General features: G+C 60.1%; 24 protein-coding genes. 12 read left to right on the top strand and 12 right to left on the bottom strand.

The genetic code is table 11. The annotated features are described in order from the left end of the window. Positions 1-52: 52 nt before the first annotated feature. The 4 genes from M1E02_RS09075 to M1E02_RS09060 form a co-directional block, all read right to left on the bottom strand. A complete protein-coding gene (locus M1E02_RS09075; RefSeq protein WP_479377716.1) occupies positions 53-505 on the bottom strand; it encodes a GNAT family N-acetyltransferase in 453 nt (150 codons plus the stop codon). 47 nt (positions 506-552) lie between these two features. Next, positions 553-993: a hypothetical protein gene (locus M1E02_RS09070; RefSeq protein WP_479377715.1), complete on the bottom strand. Its 441-nt coding sequence runs from the start codon at positions 991-993 to the stop codon at positions 553-555. A gap of 537 nt (positions 994-1,530) precedes the next feature. Beyond that, positions 1,531-1,875, bottom strand: a complete 345-nt coding sequence (locus tag M1E02_RS09065) for a hypothetical protein (RefSeq protein ID WP_479377714.1) — start codon at positions 1,873-1,875, stop codon at positions 1,531-1,533. Positions 1,876-2,275: 400 nt separating this feature from the next. Beyond that, positions 2,276-2,473 (bottom strand): hypothetical protein, encoded by a 198-nt coding sequence (locus M1E02_RS09060; protein ID WP_479377713.1) that lies wholly within the window; start codon positions 2,471-2,473, stop codon positions 2,276-2,278. Between the two features lie 278 nt (positions 2,474-2,751). Between M1E02_RS09060 and M1E02_RS09055 the strand changes: the two genes are divergently transcribed. Next, entirely contained in the window at positions 2,752-3,108 is a 357-nt protein-coding gene (locus tag M1E02_RS09055; RefSeq protein ID WP_479377712.1) for a DUF2750 domain-containing protein, read from the top strand. A gap of 899 nt (positions 3,109-4,007) precedes the next feature. Here the strand turns inward: M1E02_RS09055 and M1E02_RS09050 are convergent. The 3 genes from M1E02_RS09050 to M1E02_RS09040 form a co-directional block, all read right to left on the bottom strand. Further along, the gene (locus tag M1E02_RS09050) at positions 4,008-4,256 is read right to left on the bottom strand and encodes a hypothetical protein (protein ID WP_479377711.1); all 249 of its coding nucleotides are present in this window, start codon (positions 4,254-4,256) and stop codon (positions 4,008-4,010) included. 76 nt (positions 4,257-4,332) lie between these two features. Next, a complete protein-coding gene (locus tag M1E02_RS09045) occupies positions 4,333-5,127 on the bottom strand; it encodes a dienelactone hydrolase family protein (RefSeq protein WP_479377710.1) in 795 nt (264 codons plus the stop codon). Between the two features lie 72 nt (positions 5,128-5,199). Beyond that, on the bottom strand, positions 5,200-6,102 hold the full coding sequence (locus M1E02_RS09040) for a LysR family transcriptional regulator (protein ID WP_479377709.1): 903 nt from the start codon (positions 6,100-6,102) through the stop codon (positions 5,200-5,202). A 94-nt stretch (positions 6,103-6,196) separates the two neighbouring features. On the opposite strand from M1E02_RS09040, the gene M1E02_RS09035 reads away from it, so the two are divergent. From M1E02_RS09035 to amaB, 3 genes are read left to right on the top strand one after another with little or no spacing between them, the layout of a single operon-like run. Beyond that, complete coding sequence (locus M1E02_RS09035) at positions 6,197-7,402, top strand: NAD(P)/FAD-dependent oxidoreductase (RefSeq protein WP_479377708.1); 1,206 nt, start codon at positions 6,197-6,199, stop codon at positions 7,400-7,402. Between the two features lie 41 nt (positions 7,403-7,443). Further along, positions 7,444-8,856 (top strand): 2-oxoadipate dioxygenase/decarboxylase, encoded by a 1,413-nt coding sequence (hglS, locus tag M1E02_RS09030; protein ID WP_479377707.1) that lies wholly within the window; start codon positions 7,444-7,446, stop codon positions 8,854-8,856. Between the two features lie 29 nt (positions 8,857-8,885). Then, a complete protein-coding gene (gene amaB, locus M1E02_RS09025; protein WP_479377706.1) occupies positions 8,886-10,424 on the top strand; it encodes an L-piperidine-6-carboxylate dehydrogenase in 1,539 nt (512 codons plus the stop codon). A 499-nt stretch (positions 10,425-10,923) separates the two neighbouring features. Here the strand turns inward: amaB and M1E02_RS09020 are convergent, their stop codons facing one another. After that, entirely contained in the window at positions 10,924-11,538 is a 615-nt protein-coding gene (locus M1E02_RS09020) for a MerR family transcriptional regulator (protein ID WP_479377705.1), read from the bottom strand. 52 nt (positions 11,539-11,590) lie between these two features. Between M1E02_RS09020 and M1E02_RS09015 the strand changes: the two genes are divergently transcribed. The 6 genes from M1E02_RS09015 to M1E02_RS08990 all read left to right on the top strand — a co-directional run bounded on the left by M1E02_RS09015 (position 11,591) and on the right by M1E02_RS08990 (position 16,729). Continuing rightward, complete coding sequence (locus tag M1E02_RS09015; protein ID WP_479377704.1) at positions 11,591-12,013, top strand: hypothetical protein; 423 nt, start codon at positions 11,591-11,593, stop codon at positions 12,011-12,013. Between the two features lie 154 nt (positions 12,014-12,167). Beyond that, positions 12,168-13,529, top strand: coding sequence for an HNH endonuclease (locus M1E02_RS09010; RefSeq protein WP_479377703.1), 1,362 nt, complete (start codon positions 12,168-12,170; stop codon positions 13,527-13,529). Positions 13,530-13,610: 81 nt separating this feature from the next. Continuing rightward, positions 13,611-14,645, top strand: a complete 1,035-nt coding sequence (locus tag M1E02_RS09005; RefSeq protein WP_479377702.1) for an AAA family ATPase — start codon at positions 13,611-13,613, stop codon at positions 14,643-14,645. 45 nt (positions 14,646-14,690) lie between these two features. Beyond that, positions 14,691-15,383, top strand: a complete 693-nt coding sequence (locus M1E02_RS09000) for a histidine phosphatase family protein (protein WP_479377701.1) — start codon at positions 14,691-14,693, stop codon at positions 15,381-15,383. Positions 15,384-15,407: 24 nt separating this feature from the next. Beyond that, entirely contained in the window at positions 15,408-15,962 is a 555-nt protein-coding gene (locus M1E02_RS08995) for a DUF3090 domain-containing protein (RefSeq protein ID WP_479377700.1), read from the top strand. Continuing rightward, a complete protein-coding gene (locus tag M1E02_RS08990) occupies positions 15,962-16,729 on the top strand; it encodes an SCO1664 family protein (RefSeq protein ID WP_479377699.1) in 768 nt (255 codons plus the stop codon). Before M1E02_RS08995 ends, M1E02_RS08990 begins: the two co-directional genes overlap by 1 nt. 186 nt (positions 16,730-16,915) lie before the next feature. Here the strand turns inward: M1E02_RS08990 and nrdF are convergent, their stop codons facing one another. From nrdF to nrdH, 4 genes are all read right to left on the bottom strand, one after another. After that, entirely contained in the window at positions 16,916-17,890 is a 975-nt protein-coding gene (nrdF, locus tag M1E02_RS08985; RefSeq protein WP_479377698.1) for a class 1b ribonucleoside-diphosphate reductase subunit beta, read from the bottom strand. Positions 17,891-18,404: 514 nt separating this feature from the next. Beyond that, positions 18,405-20,525, bottom strand: a complete 2,121-nt coding sequence (nrdE, locus tag M1E02_RS08980; protein ID WP_309105492.1) for a class 1b ribonucleoside-diphosphate reductase subunit alpha — start codon at positions 20,523-20,525, stop codon at positions 18,405-18,407. A 26-nt stretch (positions 20,526-20,551) separates the two neighbouring features. Then, positions 20,552-21,025: a class Ib ribonucleoside-diphosphate reductase assembly flavoprotein NrdI gene (gene nrdI, locus M1E02_RS08975; RefSeq protein ID WP_479377697.1), complete on the bottom strand. Its 474-nt coding sequence runs from the start codon at positions 21,023-21,025 to the stop codon at positions 20,552-20,554. Positions 21,026-21,101: 76 nt separating this feature from the next. After that, positions 21,102-21,347 carry a glutaredoxin-like protein NrdH gene (gene nrdH, locus M1E02_RS08970; protein WP_247045862.1) on the bottom strand — a complete coding sequence of 82 codons (246 nt, stop codon included), beginning with the start codon at positions 21,345-21,347 and terminating at the stop codon, positions 21,102-21,104. 455 nt (positions 21,348-21,802) lie between these two features. Between nrdH and M1E02_RS08965 the strand changes: the two genes are divergently transcribed. Beyond that, on the top strand, positions 21,803-22,360 hold the full coding sequence (locus tag M1E02_RS08965) for a dihydrofolate reductase family protein (protein WP_479377696.1): 558 nt from the start codon (positions 21,803-21,805) through the stop codon (positions 22,358-22,360). Between the two features lie 188 nt (positions 22,361-22,548). Further along, positions 22,549-23,244: a GntR family transcriptional regulator gene (locus M1E02_RS08960; RefSeq protein WP_479377695.1), complete on the top strand. Its 696-nt coding sequence runs from the start codon at positions 22,549-22,551 to the stop codon at positions 23,242-23,244. Positions 23,245-23,248: the final 4 nt, after the last annotated feature.

Here is a 23,248-nt window from a genome sequence, read left to right as displayed (position 1 = left end):
TCAAGACTACCTGCGGGTCCTGACACCTTGTACCCGTGATCGAACCCGGGGCTCACCGGTGAGGACGTTCAAGTAGGTAGGGTGCTGTCACAAAGCCCTCTGCTGAATAGATCGGAGCGGCGGCTGCATTTGCGCTCACAGTCACTCGCGGAACGCCACGCTCGTCCGCCGCATCGATCAAGGAGCGAACCAGCGCCCGGCCGATACCTCGCTGCCTGTGTTGCGGGAGCACGTAGACACTCTGAATGTCGCCTGTGAGGCGGGTTCGATCGTGAATATCGGGAACCCTTTCGAAAAGCACCAGCCATGCCATGCCGACGAGCTCACCGTCGATCTCGGCCACACGGCACTCTAATGCCTGCCCTTGGGAACGCATCCAGGCACCAAGGTCTTCAGCAAACTCTCGCTGCTCGGATTCGGATACTGGGCGGGACAACTGGGCCCAGCTTTCCTTCAAGGCAGCCAGCCTCGTAACGTCTCCGGGCTGGGCCGATCGAACGATCATTTTGTCCTCCACGTCACCTGCAGACGACATCGCAGAGCGGCAGATGGTTAGCCGCCGGGGATGAGCACGTTGTCATGCACCTTAGTCCAGCCCTCTGACTCCCACTGTTTCGTGTCGACGCCATCTTCAACGAGGACCGCCGATTTTCCGCTTGCGTTTTTGACCGTGACCACCTCGCGTCCACTGTTCATCAAACTTCCGCAACCTGCTATCCATAGTGACGGGTCAGTGTCCGGAACGATGACTACACATGCCTCGTGAGTAGCATCGGCCTTTGCAGCGAAGTATTTGACGCCGTCATTCTCAGCGAGTAAGCGGGCATTTTCACCTTTGACCTGAGTCCCTGAAAACGTGATGTCATCCGGCATTCTGTCCTCGGCGCTTGCCTGGCGATCTAATGCCTTGATTCCCGGTTGGGCTGCGCAGCCGCCGAGCAGTACTCCTGCCGTAAGCACTACCGTAATCAGTGGAAACGTGTGTCGATTCATGCCCTCCCCCTCAGGCTGTCGTTCCGCCGAGACTACACCACACTTTTCAGCGTTCCTCGCACCGGACGCGCCAAGATAGTCCCCTCCGTCGCCGAGATCTTTCGAGCTTCGGGAGTATGCTCAGGCCATGCTGCGAGCGCGTGGAAGGGCCGGGAAGGCTAATTATCAGTGGATCATTTTCATGGGTGTTCTTCCCCTTGCCTTAGGAAGCTGTGCATTAAGTCCCGGCAACACAGCTGTCACTCCCGGCACTTCCGACCGTTGGATCATCGGGGTGACAGGTCCCCGGACTGGTGTGATAGACCCATGCTTGGAAGACCGGATTATCGAAGAGTCCATTGCAAGTGCAAATCTGCCATCCACGCACTTGAGCATCAAACTTCGCGAAGCGGCGAAAAGGGAAGACGCTGAGCGGATCGCAGACTGCCTTCGGCAGGGCTTGAAGAGCGGAGACATAACTATCGGGAGCCCCAGAAACTGAGTCAACCCTCCAGCAGACCGTAGCTGATTCCTCTTGCGAGCTTGGGATTGGACTCGCTAGCGCGTGATTGTGAGTGTCTCCACCGGCATTGCACACGCGGCGAGCAGAAAGTTGGTTGTTCCTTCTGCACGGTTGTTCCTTCCGGTGTCGTCGCACCAGTCAATATTGTGCGGCATTGCGATCACTGTTGCTTCCCCAGCCGCCACGTCGGCAGGGACAGTAAAGGTGTAGGTGAATTCCCCGGAATCGGTCATTGGAGCCGTTGTGTTGATGACTTCCGCGCCGCTGTTATCCGCGACGCTTACTTGAATTTGGGCATTCGTGCCGTATCGGGGGTTGCAGTCCGCTGGCGGTGCCTCAACTGTCACCATCTCGCCTGGTCTGGCGCTGGTCGGACTCACTGAATAGGCAGGCGGTGAACAGGGCGGCTCGCCTCCAAAGGACGAAGAGCAAGCGACTGGGAAAGCGCCCAAGTTAGCGCAAAGCATCACTGCGAAGAGCAATTGGGTCGAGTTCGCTGTCGCGGGAAACCTGGCAGGGAATTGCATATACCCATTGTTGTCCTGCCTCCGCTATCACCCTCGAAAGGCGCGAAGGCGTCCCTGTATCGTTGTGCGCCCACACGCAGTCAGTCCTGACTCGTGTTCCTAGGGACGGCGACCACCAGCAGAGCTAGAAATGCCACGGCGCTGACGATATAGAGCACCCGTCCCCATGGAGCGTGATCCCCGCCTGACGTTGCAAAGGCATCAGCCACTCCCATCCCCGCAGGAAAAGAGGCCATCATAAGTGACGGTGCCCCTAGCCCCAGAAGCAACAGGTAGAGAACTCCGTGGCTCTTATTGAAATGGATTGCTTCAGCGCGGCCATCAGAACAGCTGCGGCCAGGAGGGCTCCGGTGGCTGCCCATCCAAGGACCACTGGCGCGGAAAGGTTTTCGTTTGCCTGGGCCATATCTGCATGGATTTCATCCAGGGTTGCGCCTGGGACAGCGGCCATAGGATTCCACACCAGAATCTGAAACACTCCGGCGACTGCGTAACCCAGCACCGATACGTATCCTGCCAGTCCTAACCAAATAACCGGCCGCTGCACACTTTTCCCCATGCCCCATACCCGCAGCCTAGCCTCTGGTGTTCGGCGCCTGGTTATGGGCTGGGGAGCCTACTTCCCCTTTCTTGCGGGGGTAGTCATGCCGGACGAGGGCCAGCACACCCAGTTCAAGGATTAGGAAAAACGGCGCGCCTGGTCCAACGGGAGTCTGAGATTATGTGGTCATGAGCATCAGTAGCGCACACGCATCAACATTTTTCGACGAGATAGTCCGTGAAGGTCAGGTTTGGACCATCCAAGACTCGGAAGGCATTCCGGCTCCTTTTGGCAGCGACGGAAGGCGTGCGATGCCGTTCTGGTCCTTAGCCTCTCGTGTAGGAACAATCATCTCCTCCGTTGATGCTTACGCAGGATTTGAGAAGGTGGCGATCCCTCTTGGTGAGTGGCGATCTAGATGGATTCCTGGCCTCGAGCAGGATGGCCTCCTTCTGGGGCTCAACTGGTGGGGGGATCGTGCAACTGGGTACGACGTCGAACCGGCTGCCGCAATGGCATCCCTCATTGCCCGGGAATCATCCTGACTTGATCAAAGCGTTGCCAACACCATTCCTCGAGAAAACCGAAGTTGACTCCGGGACCACCCGAGTCGAGGACGTTCACGTCTTGGTGTAGCAGCTGTGTGGGCGTAACGAGTCGTTTTGGCTGTTGCCGCGCTTTTGGCTTCACCTATTCACGCCCATGTGGAATAGTTCCGTCAATAACCGGGGGTAGAAACGTCCGGTTAGACCTTTACACGGATCAGAACGCCCTCCAGGAAAGCTACCGCGTGTTGTCCGACTCGAATCAGGGCAAAGTCCCACTCGTACATGGCAAGAATTGGATGGTTGTGGATTTCAGCCAAATTGCTACCCGCCAGCCATCGACGTCGAATATCCAACGCCTGGCGAGGGAACTGAACGGCGAGTACTCCATTGTCGGTGGATAGCTCGGGCGCATCCCGGCCACTCCCCGAAGGTGGAACAAGCGCAGAATCCGACACCCCTCCCACTGCACATGGCGGGAGGAGAACAGTGCTGCTGGCGTTTACGGTCCTCTTGGCGGCATGGCTACTGCTCTGGAGCATCCAGAGCATGCCTATGCTTTGCGCTCTTGCCTATTCCTGCCCCAGGCCAGGGGCGAGGCTCTTCCCAGCGCTCCTATATGGCGGCCTGATGATTCTTCCCTTCATCTGCATTCTGTGGATCCAGTTGAGTCGTCCAAGGAAGTACCGCGACGTGATCCTTCGACTCGCGTTCGCCGCGCTAATTTCACTGGCTCTAGTCGGCATTGCGGCAGCCTTGTTCGTCGGTGGTTTCGCGGTCGGCCTCTAAGTTTCCAGACCGTTCCACAGAAGGTTCCTACGCAAATGCATCATCGTTGGAATCGACGCTGTGCTGTAAGGAGACGGCAGGGTAGGAAAACGGCGCTCCGGAAGCAGGTGCTAGAAGTTTGCCGGCCAGGAGAGATGCACATGGGCTTCGCTGGCGTCAGCTCGTCCGTCCCCGCCCGCGGTATTCCAGGAGTCGGTGACAAGGGCGTTATTGGCTACATCCTCCAGGGTCACCGATATTCCCTTGCTGGCCAGCCCGGCTTGCAGTTCCTGGCGGGCTTTGATGATCGCCTGATCGCGAGTGTGGGGTGCTCCTGTTGCATCTGAATAGGGAACTGTAACTGTCCAATATGCGATCATGGCCCTTACTTTGACAGCCGGTCCATCAAAACTCAACACCCTTATGGTTGCCCGAACCTATGGTTGGCCGTACACATCAGACGTACCTGCCGAACCAAGCCAAGGTGTCGTTCCAGGCAGCAGTTGCCTGCTGCTCGTTGTAACGGTCGGACGTGTCATTGTGAAACGCATGATCGACCCCCGGATAGACCTTGAGCTCATGCCGGACATCAGTAGCGGCGAGCGCAACCCGAAGAGCCGGCATCGGTCCCGTGATCCGCCTATCGCGTTCGGCATAGACGCCAAAGACTGCCGGCTTGATGTCCTGGATCTTCTCCAGATCGGGAGCAGGCCCGTAAAACGCTGACGTTGCCTTCAGTCGAGGCAACTCCGTTGCGGCGTGCCAGGTGATGCCTCCGCCAAAACAGAAGCCGGTCATGGCGATCCGATCAGGATCAACGAACTCCTGCGAGCGCAGGTAGTCGAACGCTGCCGAGAAGTCGGAGACGTGGCGTTGAGTACCGGCACGGGTCAATGCTCCCGAGACAGCGTACATCCGTTCCGCTGGAAGAAAACCGTACTGTCGTCGTGATAAGGCCCGGCGAACCCTCAGGGACCGACAGCGGGCTTTTTGCTCCCGGCACTGCCCCGGCAGCAGCGCTGCCGCTCCCCGGAGCGATGAGGAGGGTTCCGGCGTCGGCATGGGATCTGTGCCCTTCGGAACTTCATTCGGCGTGCAACCGACCAGCAGCATTGCAGCGGAAGCTGCCGCCATGCTGCCGGTGATGAAGGCTACCCGTCGCGTAAAGGTCCGCTGCGTCATCTCCCCGGCGCGGTAGTCATCGAAGAATTCCTCGATGAGGTACTTTTCAAACTTGCCAAGCTGGAGCATAAAGAACCTCCTGGAGTGGCCGCATATCCTCCCCCGAAGTACCTTCTGCGGCAAGGGGATTTTGAGCCGGCCTCAACGCGAGAAAGCGTAGATCAATGCGTCTCTAACGGCACTGACACTTTCCTTTTGCAGCGCTGAGGAGCGGGCAATGGCGACGATGCTGCGCTCTGAGTTACCGGGAAGCGTGGCGATGGGACTGTTTGTGGGACGCAAGCCCAACATGAGCGGTGTGGCCAGCGTGATACCCACGCCGGATTCGGCCAGTGCGATCGAGACGGCGGTATCTGTCACCGTATGTTGCACCTTGGGTTCGATACCCGCCTCCGCACATGCGAAGCGGCAAGCCCTGCCGAAATATGACTCGACCGGCGGGAGCACCCAGTCAGTGGCGTTGGCGTAGTCCACCAGCGCGCCATGGTCATCGGCAAGGTCCCTGGCCTCGGGCGGAAGCACCATCAAAAACGGTTCGCGATGGAGGACTTCCGCCCTCACGCCGCGCAAAGGTGGTTGCGGTGCGTTCTGATAACTCAGCCCCAGCGCTATGTCGATCAGGCCGTCGAGAATCGCCTGCGGCATTATTTCGACGTCGACTTCCGCGGCTTGGATGGCGATGTTCGGGGATCTTTTACGCAGATGCTGTATCGCGGGTCCTATGGCCGATACGGCCGCGGACCCAAAGACACCAACCGAAACCACGGTTCTCTGTTCTGACTGGGGTCCGCTGAGGGCAATCGCTGCCTTTCGCTCGTCCTCAAGGAGAATGCGGGCGTGCCGCAGAAGAGTCTCCCCTGCGTCGGTGAGAATGACCCGCCGGCCGTCTCGCGCGAAAATGGGACGCGAAAGCCCGCCTTGGAGAGCAGCCATCTGCTGGGAGACAGCTCCCGGAGTTAGTCCCAGCGCTTCGGCCGCTGAGGTCATAGTGCCAAGTTCAGCAACCACTTTGAAGGTCTTCAGCTGCTCGAACGTCCACTTCATATAGGAATGCTATATGGAATGTTGAAAAACTATCGATAGACCTAAACGACCTCCCAATGGAAGCTGAATCCATTGGAATTTGGGAGGGACCGCCATGCAGAAACGGCACATGGACAATGTTGTTCCACTGGTGAGATCTCCCGCGTGCGCACTACCCGCAGCAGGAGATGTCGTTATTCTCGGTGGCGGGATCATGGGAACCAGCATCGCCTATCATCTGGCAGAGGCCGGAGTGAAGAACATCGTCCTGGTGGAGCGTCATGTGCTCGGATCGGGGTCTTCTGCCAAGCCACTGGGCGGGGTCCGGGCAACCTTCTCAGATCCCGGCAACATCAAGCTTGGCCAACGCAGCCTTGAAGCCTATGAAAGGTTCGGAGAGAAGTTCAAGACCGACATAGGCCTACGCCAGGTGGGTTACCTCTTCCTTTGCCGGAACGAAGCCGAGCTTCTGCAGGTGGAAGACAGCACCCGTATCCAGAACCGCCTTGGTGGCTCCAGCCGGATGGTCTCCCCTGATCAAGCTCATCAGATCAACACCTTCATCGATCCGCGAGCGCTGGTCGCAGCCTCCTATTCACCGCGTGACGGATTCGCCCAGCCTTCCAAGGTGGTCCGTGCCTATTCGGAAGCCGCCCGGCAGCTCGGTGTGACGGTCTGCCAAGATACAGAAGTTCTGGGTATCGACGCTGCAAGCGGTGAGGTGGGAGCAGTCCATACCAACCGGGGCTCCATCCGGACTTCCACAGTTATCTGCGCGGCCGGTGCCTGGTCAACCAGGCTGGGAGCGATGGCCGGCGTTCATTTGCCAATTGAGCCAGTGCGGCGCCAGATCGGAATGACTCCGCAGGGGTCCAGCCCGCTCCCCACCGTTCCGTTCACCCTTGACCTCTCCACGACGCTCTATTTCCACAATTACCTGAACGGAATGCTTTTGGGGATTTCGAACCAGGATCAGGAACCGGGTTTCTGCCGGGAGTTCGACTACCAGTGGCTGCCGGCGTTCAACAGCGCCGCCGAAGTTGTGGCACCGTCCCTGGCAAACCGGGAGCTGGAAGTCGGCTGGGCCGGTTTGTACGAAAACACCCCGGACCACAACGCGATGATCGGTAGTTCGGTCACCGTGGACGGCTTTATGTACGCCACTGGATTCTCAGGCCATGGATTCCTGCAGGGGCCGGCGGTGGGCGAACTCGTCCGGGACATCTATCTGGGGAGGGAGTCGTTTATGGATCCGGCACATTTCAGCGCCGCAAGGTTTGCCGGTGAGCTCTCCCCGGTCCGGGAAGTACACATCATTTGAGCCGCTCACGCAGAGCGCAGCACCAGAAAGGACAACAACCCATGCCAACTGCAACCAAGCTGCAGCTGTGGGAACTGCGGGCAGAGTTCGCTGTTCGGCTGGCCACGCTGTACGGCAATGAAGTTCCGGCCTACAACACCCTCGTTGACGTCTCCCGGGACGTCAATGAGGACTTCATCAGCAAAAACAGAGAAGACGCCGAACGGCTGGGGAGCATTCAACGCGTCACGGCAGAACGCCATGGTGCCATCCGCGTCGGATCAGCCAGGGAACTTGCCCAGGCGGCCCGGCTCTTCGCAGCCTTCGGCATGTATCCGGTGGGCTTCTACGACCTGCGTGACGCCTCAAAAAGCTCAGTCCCTGTCGTATCCACAGCCTTCCGTCCTGTCCAAGACGATGAGCTGGCGAAGAACCCGTTCAGGGTGTTCACCTCGATGCTCACTTACGACGACCGGCGGTTCTTCGATGAGGAAACCGAGAAACTGCTCGAGTCCTTCATTGGATCCCGCACGCTGTTCAGCGAGGAGCTTCTGGAGCTGGCGGACACGGCGAGCGCCGAGAAGGAGTTGGCAAGCGAAGAGGCCAGCCGCCTCCTGGACCTTGCGACGGCGGCGTTCGAGCTATCCCAGGAGCCTGTGGACCATGACTGGTACTTCAGACTGGAACGCATCTCTGCAGTCGCCGCGGACATCGGCGGCGTGCCCTCCACCCACATCAATCACCTCACCCCGCGTGTCCTGGACATTGATGACCTTTATGACCGGATGGAAGCCCTTGGAATCGCCATGATCGATGAGATTCAGGGCCCCCCGAACTGGGAAGGACCCGATGTCCTGCTCCGCCAGACATCGTTCCGCGCCCTCGCTGAGGAACGGAACTTCCGCCATCCCGACGGCGGCATCCGGCCGGGATTGCTCCGCGTGCGCTTCGGTGAGGTAGAGCAGCGCGGCATTGCTTTGACCCCGTTCGGCAGAGATGTCTATGACCGGATGGTGACCGACGTCGACACTCGCCTTGCCGGGGCCCCGCCGGGGGCAACCCGGGTAGAGGCGGCCGAGCAGGTGTGGCGTAAGAACCTTCCGGACAGCGAAAGGGAGCTGGCCCTTCAGGGCCTGGGATATTTCACCTACCGAGTGGTCGCTCCGCGGCAATCCGTTGCACAGCCATCCGCTTCCCTGCGTGAGCTGGTGGAAGCTGGCGTCCTGATCCCCGAACCCATCGTCTACGAAGACTTCCTGCCCCGTTCTGCCGCCGGAATCTTCCAGTCCAACCTCACCGATGACGGCTCACGGGACGACCACCAACTGGGCACCCCCTACGACATCGACCGCCTGTCAGAAGTCCTGGGCACCAGGATCTTCGACCCAAATGAGCTTTACCACGCTCAGCAAGCAGCGTCCATCAAAGAGGCCGAGCGCCAACTCGGCATCAGCATTGCCGGCCTCCCCTCCTAACCCACCCCTGGCTCCGAAAGAAGGCAACCATGACCACCCTTACCTCCTCCATCCCGGCAACCGCCGAAATCACCGAGCAGGTCCGAAAGAGCCTCCAGGCAATCGGCGTCGACCCCGTCTCCCTCGATGGGACTCACGAAACGCGCTCCCCCATCACAGGGGAAGTCATCCTGTACAGCAAAGTCGACAACGACGTCGACATCGAATCTGCCATCGCGCAGGCCACCGATGCCTTCAAAACCTGGCGCAATGTCCCGGCTCCCGTCCGTGGGGCGCTGGTGAAGCGCTGGGGTCAGCTGCTGACCGAGCACAAGGAAGATGTCGCCACGCTCATCACGGCCGAAGTTGGAAAGATCCGTTCCGAGGCCCTCGGCGAAGTCCAGGAAATGATCGACATCGCTGACCTTGCTGTCGGGCAGTCGCGTCAACTGTATGGCAAGACCATGCCCTCTGAACGGCCCGGTCACCGTCTGGCCGAAACCTGGCACCCGCTTGGCGTCGTCGGCATCATCTCCGCCTTCAATTTCCCTGTTGCCGTGTACGCCTGGAACACGGCCCTGGCCCTGGTGGCCGGGGACACGGTTGTTTGGAAGCCTGCCGACGCGACACGCCTGTCCGCCCTTGCTGTCGACGCCCTTCTGGCACGGGCAGTCAAAGAAGTTGGAGCGCCGGAAGGAATCCACCACCTGCTCCTGACCGACCGGGTGGGCGGACAGAAGCTGGTGGAAGATCCGCGCATTGCCCTCGTCTCAGCGACCGGTTCAGTGCGTATGGGCAAGGAAATCGCGCCGATTGTCGCCGAACGATTCGGCCGAGTCCTCCTGGAACTTGGCGGCAACAATGGGGCAATTGTGGCCCCGTCGGCGGATCTGGACCTTGCCCTGCGCGGCATTGTGTTCTCGGCCGCGGGTACTGCGGGCCAACGCTGCACGTCATTGCGCCGGGTCATCGTTCACTCCTCCATAGCCGACACGCTTGTCAGCAGAATCGTAGACGCGTACCGGACGCTGAACATTGGCAGCCCCACCGAGAACGAAACCCTGGTGGGACCGCTCATCAACGCCGGCAGTTTCCAGGCCCAGCAGGAGGCCCTTGCCAAGGCCGTCGCGGAAGGTGGCGAGTTGGTCTACGGCGGCAACCGCGTTCTGGCCGAAGACCAGCCCGAGGCCTTCTACGTGGAACCGGCCGTCGTCCGCATGCCCGGCCAAACCGCCGTCGTACATGATGAAACTTTCGCCCCGATCCTGTACGTCATGACCTACGACACCCTGAAAGAGGCCATCGAGATCCACAATGATGTTCCCCAGGGCCTGTCCTCGGCAATCTTTACGCAGGACCAGGCGGAAGCCGAACGCTTCATTTCAGCCAGCGGATCCGACTGCGGGATCGCCAACGTCAATATCGGTACCTCGGGAGCCGAAATTGGGGGCGCCTTTGGTGGAGAAAAGGAAACCGGAGGTGGTCGCGAGTCCGGCTCCGATTCCTGGAAGGTGTACATGCGCCAGGCCACCAACACCATCAACTTCTCGGGAGAACTGCCGCTCGCCCAGGGGGTGAAGTTCCTCTAGGACAGGTCCGGCTGGGCGGTTGCGAGCCGAGAACTGGCCTGATCCTAAGGAACACGTACCCGTCAGCGGTGCTCGGTTCTCCAAGTGCACATCAGAGCCGCGGTGCCGCGGGTGCTGTCACCGACGGAATCCGCACCGCACGTAATTCCGAAAGTTGCGGATCCGAACGGTACGTCCATGCCTGCTGAATGTCCGGAACCTTCGTCGGCAGCCGGAGGGGCAGTAGGGGTGACATACACTGTCCGGTTCAGTACAGGAGTTGTCTGGCAGCCTGTCAGAAGCAGCGTCCCGACCGCCAGGAGAAGGACTATAGCTCTCCCCGCGAAAGCGTTATTGCTGGGGCACGAAGTCAGCCCCCTTGCCGTCAACACAACTGCGGGAACCGGGGTCCGGAACAGTTGTCCATTCCGAATGGTCGACGTGAACTTCGTGTATGGAGAAGTTGGATAGAGCGCATTTTTGAAGCATATGGGAAGGGGCTGACAAAAAAGCCGGGCATTCACGTCCCGGGGCGTGAGCCAAGTTCGGAGCTGCTGACGTCCTGGTGTGCCAGCCGCCGCAGGGCCGCAAGAATGGGCTCATAAAGCGCAGTTCCGAGCACAGCGTACTTAATCGCAGCCTGAGCATCACCGGACGGGATCTGCGCGATGTCGATCTGTGCCATGGCGTGTACGTGCTCGCCGTACCCGAGCAGCCGTTCGTCACTCATTGGCATGCCCACTGATTCAGCGGCTGCGAGCGCACGCTCCAGTTGCGCAACGGCTGGATAGCAGGGGTCATAGATCCATCCCAGCACTTCGATTGCCGTTCGAGCTCTTGGATGATCTTCAATGTAATCGTCGGCGTAGGGCGGCAACGCCCCAACCGCTTGGCCAAGAGTTGTATAGAGATCCGCGGGTGGGGAATCGATGAGGCCCAGCACCACCTTTGTCTTCGCAACGCTCAGCCCGGCGACGTCTGTCAGTGCACGGATCAGTGCCAGCCGACGGACATGTTGCTCTCCATAGCGCGCCGAGGTTGCGCCCGTGGACTCCCCGGGAGGAAGCAGCCCTTCGCGGAGGTAGTACTTCACTGTTGCCAGCGGCACGCCTGACCGTTCGACTATTTCTGACATGCGCACAGAAATCCCCTTGCTTGGATAGTTCTAATATCCAATACTGGATACTATGACTATCCAATCACAAACAGCCCTCCTCATTGGCGTGCTGTTGCTCTTCCTGGTGACCGTCGAGTCAGGCGGATACTTCCTCACCAAGGTCGTTCGCCAGCAAGTTCCGGCCAATGATTTGCAGAAGGGCTTCTTCCGTGCCGGTCACGCCCATGCCGCTGTCTTATTGATACTGAGTATTCTGATCGTGCTGGTGCTGGATCAGGTGGAGCCAGTGCCGGCGCTTGAGCTTGTGGCTCGTAACGGCGTACCTCTCGCGGCCATCCTCATGCCGGCTGGCTTCTTTCTCTCGGTGACGGGAAAGAATCCCGAGCGCCCCAACAGGCTCATCGCTTTGTTGTGGCTCGGTGCTGCGGCCCTCACGGCAGGCCTGCTCGCGGCTGGCATCAGCCTGGTGATAGCCGGAGTAAGCAGCCTCTAAAGCATGGCGTACTAAAGCTTAAGGCGGGAAGCAATGAGCGACCCCCGGAGTCTCAAAGAGTCATGCTGGATTTCCGAATGGCTGCTCCGATAATGTCAGGGGTCGGTGGAAGACTTTGGTTATGGAAGGCGCTCAGGAAACAGGACCGCTTCTGATGGCAGTGCCATCGGGCGCTGCTCCCTGGAATGCGGCCGTGCGTGGCCTGATTTCTGCCGCGAAAGCCACCCGTCTGTCCTCTGATAGCGCTGCTTTGATCGATCAAATGCGGGGCCTTGAAGACTTGAAGTCGGCCATCTGTGGCGAGCAAGCGCGGCTTGCAGTGGCCTTTGATGGCCTCGAGCGCCGGAAGCAGGCCGAACAGGGGCTCCCGGGCCAAGAGCAAGGCCAAGGCGTCAGCGCCCAGATTGCCCTTGCCCGGCGGGAATCTCCTGCCCGCGGTAGCCGTCTGCTGGGTCTCGCCAAAGCACTGGTGACGGAAATGCCGCACACTTTGGCCGCGCTGGAAAGCGGCCAACTGAACGAATGGCGGGCCACTTTGCTGGTCAAGGAGACCGCGTGCCTGAGCGCTGAAGACCGGTGTGCTGTGGATGAGGAACTATCTGCAGATACCGGGACATTCATCGGAGCGGGAGACCGGGCGGTTATAGCAGCGGCACGGGCCGCTTCCTATCGCCGGGATCCGCGTTCCATCATCCAGCGGGCCAGCCATGCTGCATCGGAGCGGACCGTCAGCCTGCGCCCCGCGCCGGACACTATGGCTTATCTCACTGCCCTCTTACCCGTCGCGCAGGGTGTGGCAGTGCACGCAGCCCTTATCCGCCACGCCGACGCACTCCGCTCAGGAGGGGACAAACGATCGCGAGGCCAGGTAATGGCTGATGCCCTCGTGGAACGCGTCACCGGCACTCCCGGCGGCGTCGCCGGCGTCGAAATTCAGCTGGTCATGACCGACCGAACGTTGTTTCAGGGTGACAGCGAACCGGTGCGACTGGCTGGCTACGGAATCGTTCCGGCGGCTTGGGCGCGCAGAATGGCCATGCTCGAGCAAAGCCCCTCAGGAACAGACGATCACGCTGGTGGAGGCTCCGGACCCTGCACGGGCACCCTCGGCGTCTGGCTTCGACGGCTCTACACAGCACCCGGCACGGGCGACCTCGTCGCCATGGATTCCCGGGCCCGCCTGTTCCCTGCGGGGCTTCGCCGTTTGATCAGTGCCCGGGACGACATTTGCCGCACACCCTACTGCGACGCACCTATCCGGCACTACGACCACATCGTGCCTTGGCACCACGACGGGCCGACCGCGGCCCAGAACGGGGCTGGACTCTGCGAAGCGTGCAATTACACCAAGGAAATATCGGGTTGGAAGGCGAGACCGAGGCCGGGACCGCGGCATACCGTCCTACTTACTACTCCGACGGGCCACAGCTACTACTCGACGGCTCCGCCCCTGCCAGGAACGCATGGAGCGGACGTGTCATTCAAGCCGCCGAGAAGAGTCGGATGGGCCAGTTAGGTTCAGTTGCCTTCAGCCGTGCCGGAAAGACTCAGGTATGTAGCCCTCGAGGTCCCGGGAATCGAGGACTACAGTGGATGCATGGCTCCCAGCCGCAATCCGCTCGAGGACCTGCGCGAAACTATCGGCCATCTGGCCGATCAGCTAAAGCTGCCCGGTTCAGAGCGCGTCGACGACCTGGTGGGCGATTTCATCGGTGCCAGGCCCGGGCCGGCCCGGCCGCTGTCCGAGGTGCAGGCCGAGCTCGACGCGCTGGTCGGACTGGAGACCGTGAAGGAGCAGGTGCGGGCCCTCGTCGCACTCCTCCAGGTCCAGGCCCGCCGTAAGGCACACGGCCTGCCGGAGGTGGCCACATCACAGCATCTGGTGTTCCTCGGAAACCCGGGCACGGGCAAGACCACCGTGGCGCGGCTCCTGGCCGAAATGTACCGCGCTGTCGGCCTGCTGCAGAAAGGTCATCTGGTCGAGGTCGACCGTTCGGGCCTGGTGGGGCAGTACGTCGGCGCCACAGCCATCAAGACGGACCGGGTGATCCGGCGTGCGCTGGACGGCGTCCTGTTCATCGACGAGGCCTACGCGCTGGCCCCGGAGGACGGCCGGATGGACTTCGGCCCCGAGGCGATCGAGGTCCTGCTCAAGCGGATGGAGGACCACCGCCACCGCCTGGTGGTGATCGTGGCCGGGTACCCGCGGCTGATGGAGTCCTTCTTGCTCTCGAATCCCGGACTCCGCTCCCGGTTCGCCCGCGAGATCACATTCCCCGACTACTCCGTCGACGCACTCCAGACGATCTTCCACCAGATGCTGACCCAGCACGAGTACACGCTGGAGCCAGGTGCCGACCAGATGCTGCGCCGCATCTTCACCGGGCTCCACGCGGGCGAGGACTCCGGCAACGCACGGTTCGCCCGCACGCTGTTCGAGCAGGCGCTCAACCGCCAGGCGCTGCGGCTGTCGCTCGACGAGCAACAAAGTCTCGACGCACTCGATCGTGAGGCTGTCATGACGCTCACCGCGGACGACATCGTCGAGGCCGCGCTGGCCTTGGGTGAGGAACCGGAGCCGGAACCGACGCCGGAACCGGAGCAGTCACGCTGGTGGCGCTGGCTGGTCTGACCGGAGCCGCGGCAGGCCGATAGCGCGGGTGGTTACGCTAGGTGGATGGCGACAGTTCTTCTCGTGCGGCACGGCCGCACCACAGCTAATGCCACTGGACTGTTGGCTGGTCGGGCCGCTGGCGTCAGCCTGGACCAGATCGGGCGCGAGCAGGCGGCTTTGACAGGGGATCGACTCGCGGTCGTTCCCTTAGCTGGGGTGGTATCGAGTCCTCTAGAGCGTTGTCAGCAGACCGCCCAGTTCATCCTCGATCGTCAAGCTGGCAATCCGCATGCGCCGGTCGATCCCGATCTCACCGAGTGCGATTACGGTCAGTGGCAGGGCCGCACGCTCAGTGATCTCGCGACCGAGGATTTGTGGCCGGTTGTGCAGTCGCAGCCGTCCGCCGTCATTTTTCCCGGCGGTGAATCTATGGCGGCGATGCAGGCTCGGGCGGTAGCAACGATTCGACGCCACGATGCAGCCTTCGAAGCCGAGTACGGACAAGGAGCAGTGTGGGTGGCGGTGAGTCACGGTGACATTATCAAATCAATCCTCGCCGACGCGCTCGGCATGCACCTTGACCTATTCCAGCGGATTAACGTGGGCCCCGCCTCCGTATCGATTGTGCGCTACGGCGCTAGTCGGCCGAGCGTTTACGCGACCAACACCGAGGCGGGAGATCTGTCGTGGCTGACGAACGCACTCCACTCTGGCGATGCGCCGGTGGGCGGGGGTGCAGGGCAGAAGGCACCATGAAGCTCATATGCCTAAAATACTCGTATGCCCACACGCGTTCACGAATTCGCCTGGCACGATCGGGTCGTCGTCGGCACCATTGGCCTCCCCGGGGCGCGCACGTTCTATCTGCAGGTGCGCACAGGGACTCAAATCGTAAGTATCGCCTTGGAGAAGCAGCAGTCCGCTCTGCTCGCCGACAAAATTGACGAAATTCTCGACCAGCTTCTCACCGTCGAGGGCAACCCCCACAGCGTTCCCGCCGGTACTCCCATCGAACTCGTCGACAATGATCAGCTTGAGGGAGTTCATGAGCAGTTTCGGACCGGCGCCATGACCTTAGGTTGGGATCCGACGACGTCGCAGGTCGTGATAGAGGCCTACTCAATCACCGATGTCGACCCTCATAACAGCGACGAATCCGTTGATGAGGACGACGCTGACGTGCCCGAAATGCTGCTGGTGCGGATGCCGGTTGGCACCGCGCGCGCATTCGCCATGCGAACCCGTGAGGTTGTGGGCGCCGGCCGTCCCGCATGCCCGCTCTGCGGTTACCCCGTAGACGCTGACGGGCACGTCTGCACTCTTCCCGAGGCCTGATGCCGGCACCAGACCTGTTGACGGCCGAGCTGACGCTCACTGGGCGCATTACGACGGCGTCGAACGCCACCTTCCTGGGAAGCATCGGCGACACGACGGTCGTGTATAAACCGATAGCCGGGGAGAAACCGCTGTGGGATTTTCCCAACGGCTTCCTTGCTCACCGGGAGGTTGCGGCCTACCTCGTTTCGGAGGTCCTCGGCTGGAACGTGGTGCCATGCACCTGGCTGCGCGATGGTCCGTTCGGCGAAGGAATGGTGCAACTGTGGCAGGAGACTGACCCCGACCAGAACGCCGTGGACCTCGTTGCGTCGAACGACGTACCAGAGATTGGTTGGAAACACGTCCTTGAGGGTCAGGATGAGAACGGACGGATGGTCGTCCTCGTCCACGAGGACTCTCCGGCGCTCAGACGCATGGCGGTGTTCGACGTCATCGTGAACAACGCCGACCGCAAAGGCGATCACATCCTGGCCATTACAGATGGACACCGGCGTGGTGTGGACCATGGGCTCACGTTTCACCGTGACCATAAGTTGCGCACGGTGCTGTGGGGGTGGCTAGGAGATGCTCTGACCGCGGAGGAACACGACGGCATCGATCGCGTCAGCGAAGGACTGAGCGATGAGCTGGGCCGAAACCTGGCAGATTTGCTCAGCGTCGAAGAAATCGCTTCGCTCGCCGCGCGCTGCGCCCGGTTGCGATTGGCAGGGCGGTTTCCGGCTCCGAGTGGTGAGATGTCGGCGGTACCCTGGCCGCTGTTCTAAAAGAGTTAAGGCTCCGGGCTTAGCAAGCTCCGCCATGTTGATGGCCTCGTGGTCAACGTACACCGGCCAGAGGGCGCAGAAGGCCCCGCGCTGGAAAGCACGGGACCTGTGACTGCGCGAGTGAGAAGTCAGCTAGGCCGCCAGACCGACGACCAACCGCCAACTGGGTCTTCGTCTCAGATGTTCCTAGAAGTCCCAGTCCTCGTCTTCAGTGTTCACAGCCTTGCCGATCACATATGAGGATCCTGACCCCGAGAAGAAGTCGTGGTTCTCGTCTGCATTCGGGGACAAAGCCGAGAGGATGGCCGGGTTCACGTCGGTGACCGAAGCCGGGAACATGGCCTCGTAGCCCAGGTTCATCAACGCCTTGTTGGCGTTGTAGTGCAGGAATTTCTTGACGTCCTCGGCCAGGCCAACGGAGTCGTAGAGGTCGTGCGTGTACTGGACTTCGTTCTCGTACAACTCGAAGAGCAACTCGAACGTGTAGTCCTTGATCTCCTGCTTGCGCTCCTCGGAAAGACCCTCAAGGCCCTTCTGGAACTTGTAGCCGATGTAGTAGCCGTGCACGGCCTCGTCGCGGATGATGAGGCGGATCAGGTCAGCAGTGTTCGTCAGCTTCGCCCGTGAGGACCAGTACATGGGCAGGTAGAAGCCCGAGTAGAACAGGAAGCTCTCCAGCAGCGTGGAGGCCACCTTGCGCTTCAGGGGGTCATCGCCCTGGTAGTAATCCATCACGATCTGAGCCTTCTTCTGAAGGTTCTCGTTCTCGGTGGACCAGCGGAACGCCTCGTCGATCTCCTTCGTGGAGGCCAGCGTGGAGAAGATGGAGGAATAACTCTTGGCGTGAACAGACTCCATGAACGCGATGTTCGTGTAGACGGCCTCTTCATGCGGAGTGAGGGCATCCGGAATCAACGAAACAGCGCCGACAGTGCCCTGGATGGTGTCCAGCAGCGTCAGCCCGGTGAAAACGCGCATGGTGAGTTGCTGCTCGTCCGGGGTCAGCGTTGCCCAGGACTGAATGTCGTTGGACAGCGGCACCTTCTCCGGCAACCAGAAGTTGTTGACCAGGCGGTTCCAGACGTCCACGTCCTTGTCGTCCTGGATGCGGTTCCAGTTGATGGCCTCGACGTGTGTCAGCAGCTTGACCTTCTCGCTCATCTTTTCCTCGCCTCATGACTTCTCTGTCAGAACCAGCACACCTGATCCTGAAATTGGGGGCCGGGCCGCTGGCCTCGGCCCCCAACCCACTTACACTCGCTGGCTTATCGTTCCGCCAGGATTCCGCTTAGCCGCTGCGCCGGTAACGAATTGTCCCGTCGCTGCCGACCGATTCACGGTCTTGGCGTTGGACGTTCCACTACCTACACGCTCGGTGGTTGTCTTCGACGGCCATCGAACGGCTGTTGCATTACTGACGAAGCGACCGCTTCCGGCGCTCCTATTTACAGTCCTACTCATAATTATCACCTCCTCCAGGGCGATCACGCCCCGGATGAGGACCGTCTGGCGACGGTTAGAAACTCATGTAAACTCGACAGTCCAAGGTGGAACTTTGGAACCGTCTCGTCACCGGGACAAATTGAGGAGTCATGTTAGAGCATGGCTCCTCAAGCTTTTAAGTTTGGTTTACGACGGCGGGCGGTGGCCCGCCGTCGTAATCAACCGATTTCGGTTACAGCATGCAAGAAACACAATTTTCCACCTCCGTGCCCTCCAGCGCGAGCTGGCGGAGACGGATGTAGTAGATGGTCTTGATGCCCTTGCGCCACGCGTAGATCTGCGCCTTGTTGATGTCACGCGTGGTGGCGGTGTCCTTGAAGAACAGCGTCAGGCTCAGGCCCTGGTCCACGTGCTGCGTAGCCGCGGCATAGGTGTCGATGACCTTCTCGTAGCCGATCTCATAAGCGTCCTGGTAGTACTCCAGGTTGTCGTTGGTGAGGTAAGGCGCCGGGTAGTACACGCGGCCCAGCTTGCCTTCTTTGCGGATTTCGATCTTGGACGCCACCGGGTGGATCGAGGAGGTGGAGTTGTTGATGTAGCTGATGGAGCCCGTCGGCGGAACAGCCTGCAGGTTCTGGTTGTAGATGCCATGCTCCATGACAGAAGCCTTCAGCTCACGCCAGTCATCCTGGGTGGGAATGTGGACGTTCTTGAAGAGCTCCTTGACCTTCTCCGTCTTCGGAACCCATTCCTGCTCGGTGTACTTGTCAAAGTACTCGCCGGTCGCGTACTTGGACTTCTCGAAGCCGCCGAAGGTCTGGCCGGTCTGGATGGCCAGCTTATTGGAGGCGCGGACAGCGTGGTACACCACCGAGTAGAAGTAGATGTTGGTGAAGTCCAGGCCCTCTTCGGAGCCGTAGTGGACCCGCTCACGCGCAAGGTAGCCGTGCAGGTTCATCTGGCCCAGGCCGATGGCGTGCGACTGGTCGTTACCCTTGGCGATGGAGGGCACCGAGGTGATGTTGGACATGTCCGAGACCGCTGAGAGGGAGCGGATGGCCGTCTCAATGGTCAGGCCGAAGTCCGGTGAATCCATGGTCTTCGCGATGTTCAGCGAGCCCAGGTTGCAGGAGATGTCCTTGCCGGTTTCCGCGTAGGAGAGGTCATCGTTGTACGTAGTGGGCTGGGAAACCTGGAGGATCTCCGAGCACAGGTTGGACATGATGATCTTGCCGTCGATCGGGTTGGCCCGGTTCACGGTGTCCTCGAACATGATGTACGGGTAGCCGGATTCGAACTGGATCTCGGCGAGGGTCTGGAAGAACTCGCGCGCCTTGATCTTGGTCTTCTTGATGCGGGAATCGTCCACCATCTCGTAGTACTTCTCGGTGACCGAGACGTCAGAGAACGGCATCCCGTAGACGCGTTCGACGTCGTACGGCGAGAACAGGTACATGTCCTCGTCCTTCTTTGCCAGCTCAAAGGTGATGTCCGGAATCACGACGCCGAGTGAGAGGGTCTTGATGCGGATCTTCTCGTCAGCGTTCTCCCGCTTGGTGTCCAGGAACCGGTAAATATCCGGGTGGTGGGCATGCAGGTAAACGGCTCCGGCACCCTGGCGGGCACCGAGCTGGTTGGCGTAGGAGAAGCTGTCCTCGAGAAGCTTCATCACGGGGATGACGCCGGAGGACTGGTTCTCGATCTGCTTGATGGGCGCGCCCACTTCGCGGATGTTGGTCAGCGCGAAGGCCACACCGCCGCCGCGCTTGGACAGCTGCAGGGCCGAGTTGATGGAGCGGCCGATCGATTCCATGTTGTCTTCGATACGCAGCAGGAAGCAGGACACCAGCTCGCCGCGCTGGCGCTTGCCGGCGTTCAGGAAGGTAGGAGTCGCGGGCTGGAAGCGCCCCTCAATGATCTCGTCCACCATCTGGAGGGCAAGCTGCTCGTCGCCGCGGGCAAGGTGCAGGGCCACCATGCACACGCGGTCCTCGTACCGCTCCAGGAAACGCTTGCCGTCAAAGGTCTTCAGCGTGTAGGAGGTGTAGAACTTGAACGCGCCGAGGAAGGTCTCAAAGCGGAACTTCTTCTGGTATGCCCGCTTGTAGAGCTCGCGGATGAAGTTCATCGTGTACTGGTCGAGGGTTTCGCGCTCGTAGTACTGGTTCTTCACCAGGTAGTCGAGCTTCTCCTCGAGGTCATGGAAGAAGACCGTGTTGTTGTTCACGTGCTGCAGGAAGTACTGGTGCGCCGCTTCACGGTCCGCCTCGAACTGGATCTCTCCGTTGGGACCGTAGAGGTTCAGCATCGCGTTCAGTTCGTGATAACCAAGGCCCTTGTAGGCAGCCGGCAGCGCCTTCTTAGCGGGGGCGACGGCGGTTACTTCTGTATCTGCGACAGTCGTGTCCAAAACTTGTCCAATCCTTGGTTGACCAGGCGGACGTCGTCTGGCGTCCCCATAAGTTCAAATCGATAGAGGTGCGGGACCTTGCATTTGGCGGCGACGATGTCGCCGGCCATGCAGTAGTTGTCCCCGAAATTCGTGTTTCCGGCGCCAATGACCCCGCGGATCAGCTTCCTGTTCTGCGGATTATTGAGGAAACGGATGACCTGCTTGGGAACCGAGCCCTCTCCCCCGGTCCCGCCGTATGTAGGCAGCACCAGCACAAAAGGCTCAGTAGCGACCAGCGGGCTCTCGCTCGCATAGAGCGGAATCCGCGCCGAATCCCGTCCAAGCTTGTCGACGAAGCGCTTGGTGTTTTCCGACGATGAGGAAAAATAGATCAGTGCGCTGTGCGTGGTGTTGATGGCCTGAGCCCCAAGCGGAGCATCGGCCACCGCCAGTGCTGCCATGGGAGTCACCTCACCTGTGCTTGTTCATATGCTGCGGCTGTCTGGGTGCCGCAGCGAGCGGGGTTTGAGCCCGTGCCTATGCGACGGAGGAAGTGGCCAGCATGGCCAGTTCCTCGATCTTGTCCGGACGGAAGCCGGACCAGTGATCCTGGTCGGTGACCACAACTGGTGCCTGCATGTAGCCGAGGGCCTTCAGGCGCTCGAGGGCATCCGCATCCTGCGAGATGTCGACGCTCTGGTATGTGATGCCCTTCTTGTCCAGCGCGCGGTAAGTCGCGTTGCACTGAACACAGGCCGGTTTCGTGTAAACCGTAACGGTCATGGTCCCTGTCCCCTTTGTTGAACTCTTAGCTCTTCGTTATCCGTAGGCCGCAACCGGAACTGGGTTTCCTTGTCCGTTACTGCCCCTGGTTCAAGCTGCCTGAGCCACACTGAACCAGTTTGTTGTCTTCGCTGATTCCCCGATCAATCAGTAAGTCGATACTACATGTAGTGCACGTTCCTCCGTGGAACCCCAACATGATGTATTACAAGTATGTCATTTAATGCACCGTTAATCCACAGGCAAGGTCCTTCAAAATGTCCGGATTTCTCATGTTTTGGCGGACTTAATCCACACCCTGTGGAGTACTTAGCCACATTTAAACCTCAGCGTGTCGCTTGGTGGACGGCGTGTCGCGGGCCCTTCCGGCGCAGCATCTGGACGCCGCTGATTGCCCTGACCTAGGTTCGAACCAACCGCACCAGCCCGCAACGGATAGGGAAGGCCGAGTGTCCATGGCGAAATTGATCTACACCGGGATCACGTCCCTGGACGGCTACATCGCGGACCGCGAGGGCAACTTCGACTGGAGCGCGCCGGACGATGAAGTCCACACGTTCATTAACGAGCATGAAAGGCTGATTGGCACGTTCCTTCTGGGGCGCCGGATGTATGAAGTGATGGTCTGGTGGGAGACTCTTCCACTCGACGACGAGCCCCCCGCCATAACGGAGTTCGCCCGGATCTGGAAGGAGGCAGATAAGGTGGTCTACTCCAAGACGCTCGACGCTATATCCAGCACCAGGACCAGAATCGAGCGGAGCTTCGACCCCGGGGCAATCCGACAACTGAAGGAAACGGCCGACAGGGACATCGGCATTGCCGGCCCGGATCTTGCTTCCCATGCCATCAGGGCAGGGCTGGTGGATGAGTATAGCGTGTACGTCACCTCGATGATCGTCGGAGGGGGCAAGCAGTTCCTGCCCGACGACGTCCGCCTCCGGATCGAACTACTGGAGGAGCGCCGCTTCGCCAGCGGCGTGGTCTATCTCAGGTACCGCAACAGGCCGTGAAAACAACGGCTTTTTGATTTTCGGGCGATGAATCCACCCAGCCAAAATTCTTCGTTCCCCAACTTTTCGTGCTCCATTCCCCCTTACCGAAACCCCTTGACGTGCTCTGTGTCACGTTTTACCTTGGTTAACAGTAAACGGTTAACCGTAAACCGGCCGTCAAGCAAGAGCGGTCGAGGAAGTAGTCAATGATGACGAGCCTGCTATTTACCAACGGGGAACGCCCCATATCTCAGGCAGAAGGCCTAGGTGCCCAAGTGGTTTCGCAATTGCGCCATGCAATCGTGGCCAGCGAAATCCCGCCCGGAACTCATTTGGTTGAGTCGCAAGTATCTGCCAGCTTCGGCGTCAGTCGAGGTCCCATCCGCGATGCCTTCCGTCAGCTCGAGGCGGAGGGGCTGGTTGAAAGCCGGCGGCGGGGTGTCTTTGCGGTAGGCCTTCGTGCCTCCGATGTTGAGGAGCTCTACGAGCTGCGGGAGCTTCTCGAAGTCAAAGCTATAGAACTGGCCTACGGAAAATCCGAGGATGCCGATTGGGGGCCAGTGCTGCAGAGCCTGGAGGCCATGAAGGACCGTGCACAGGCGAAGGACTCTCTTGGATTCGCACGGGCCGACCTCAGCTTCCACTCGGCGTTTTACACAGTCGGCGGCACCAAGCGATTGGAGAGTATGTGGAAGCAATACGAACCCACGTTCTCGGTGATGCTTCAGCTCACCAATGCTGAAGAGCGCGACCTTGAACCCATCTATCAGGACCACCTCGATCTCTACACAACGCTACGCGAGGGCGAGCTGCAAAAGGCTGTAGATATGCTTCGACTCCATTTGCAGGGTTCCCGCGGCCGCCTCACCAAGGCCTTCAGCCGACTCCACAACGAGTCCTGAAACA

This window comes from Arthrobacter sp. Z5-13, from assembly GCF_056499105.1.
This window is presented reverse-complemented; position numbering and strand designations above follow the sequence as displayed.

Excerpts from the sequence above, each read along its gene's own strand:
- M1E02_RS09075 (WP_479377716.1), bottom strand. The coding sequence starts at position 505 with ATGATCGTTCGATCGGCCCAGCCCGGAGACGTTACGAGGCTGGCTGCC.
- M1E02_RS09070 (WP_479377715.1), bottom strand. The coding sequence starts at position 993 with ATGAATCGACACACGTTTCCACTGATTACGGTAGTGCTTACGGCAGGA.
- M1E02_RS09060 (WP_479377713.1), bottom strand. The coding sequence starts at position 2,473 with ATGGCCGCTGTCCCAGGCGCAACCCTGGATGAAATCCATGCAGATATG.
- M1E02_RS09055 (WP_479377712.1), top strand. The coding sequence starts at position 2,752 with ATGAGCATCAGTAGCGCACACGCATCAACATTTTTCGACGAGATAGTC.
- M1E02_RS09050 (WP_479377711.1), bottom strand. The coding sequence starts at position 4,256 with ATGATCGCATATTGGACAGTTACAGTTCCCTATTCAGATGCAACAGGA.
- M1E02_RS09045 (WP_479377710.1), bottom strand. The coding sequence starts at position 5,127 with ATGCTCCAGCTTGGCAAGTTTGAAAAGTACCTCATCGAGGAATTCTTC.
- M1E02_RS09040 (WP_479377709.1), bottom strand. The coding sequence starts at position 6,102 with ATGAAGTGGACGTTCGAGCAGCTGAAGACCTTCAAAGTGGTTGCTGAA.
- M1E02_RS09035 (WP_479377708.1), top strand. The coding sequence starts at position 6,197 with ATGCAGAAACGGCACATGGACAATGTTGTTCCACTGGTGAGATCTCCC.
- hglS (WP_479377707.1), top strand. The coding sequence starts at position 7,444 with ATGCCAACTGCAACCAAGCTGCAGCTGTGGGAACTGCGGGCAGAGTTC.
- amaB (WP_479377706.1), top strand. The coding sequence starts at position 8,886 with ATGACCACCCTTACCTCCTCCATCCCGGCAACCGCCGAAATCACCGAG.
- M1E02_RS09020 (WP_479377705.1), bottom strand. The coding sequence starts at position 11,538 with ATGTCAGAAATAGTCGAACGGTCAGGCGTGCCGCTGGCAACAGTGAAG.
- M1E02_RS09015 (WP_479377704.1), top strand. The coding sequence starts at position 11,591 with ATGACTATCCAATCACAAACAGCCCTCCTCATTGGCGTGCTGTTGCTC.
- M1E02_RS09010 (WP_479377703.1), top strand. The coding sequence starts at position 12,168 with ATGGCAGTGCCATCGGGCGCTGCTCCCTGGAATGCGGCCGTGCGTGGC.
- M1E02_RS09005 (WP_479377702.1), top strand. The coding sequence starts at position 13,611 with ATGGCTCCCAGCCGCAATCCGCTCGAGGACCTGCGCGAAACTATCGGC.
- M1E02_RS09000 (WP_479377701.1), top strand. The coding sequence starts at position 14,691 with ATGGCGACAGTTCTTCTCGTGCGGCACGGCCGCACCACAGCTAATGCC.
- M1E02_RS08995 (WP_479377700.1), top strand. The coding sequence starts at position 15,408 with ATGCCCACACGCGTTCACGAATTCGCCTGGCACGATCGGGTCGTCGTC.
- M1E02_RS08990 (WP_479377699.1), top strand. The coding sequence starts at position 15,962 with ATGCCGGCACCAGACCTGTTGACGGCCGAGCTGACGCTCACTGGGCGC.
- nrdF (WP_479377698.1), bottom strand. The coding sequence starts at position 17,890 with ATGAGCGAGAAGGTCAAGCTGCTGACACACGTCGAGGCCATCAACTGG.
- nrdI (WP_479377697.1), bottom strand. The coding sequence starts at position 21,025 with ATGGCAGCACTGGCGGTGGCCGATGCTCCGCTTGGGGCTCAGGCCATC.
- nrdH (WP_247045862.1), bottom strand. The coding sequence starts at position 21,347 with ATGACCGTTACGGTTTACACGAAACCGGCCTGTGTTCAGTGCAACGCG.
- M1E02_RS08965 (WP_479377696.1), top strand. The coding sequence starts at position 21,803 with ATGGCGAAATTGATCTACACCGGGATCACGTCCCTGGACGGCTACATC.
- M1E02_RS08960 (WP_479377695.1), top strand. The coding sequence starts at position 22,549 with ATGATGACGAGCCTGCTATTTACCAACGGGGAACGCCCCATATCTCAG.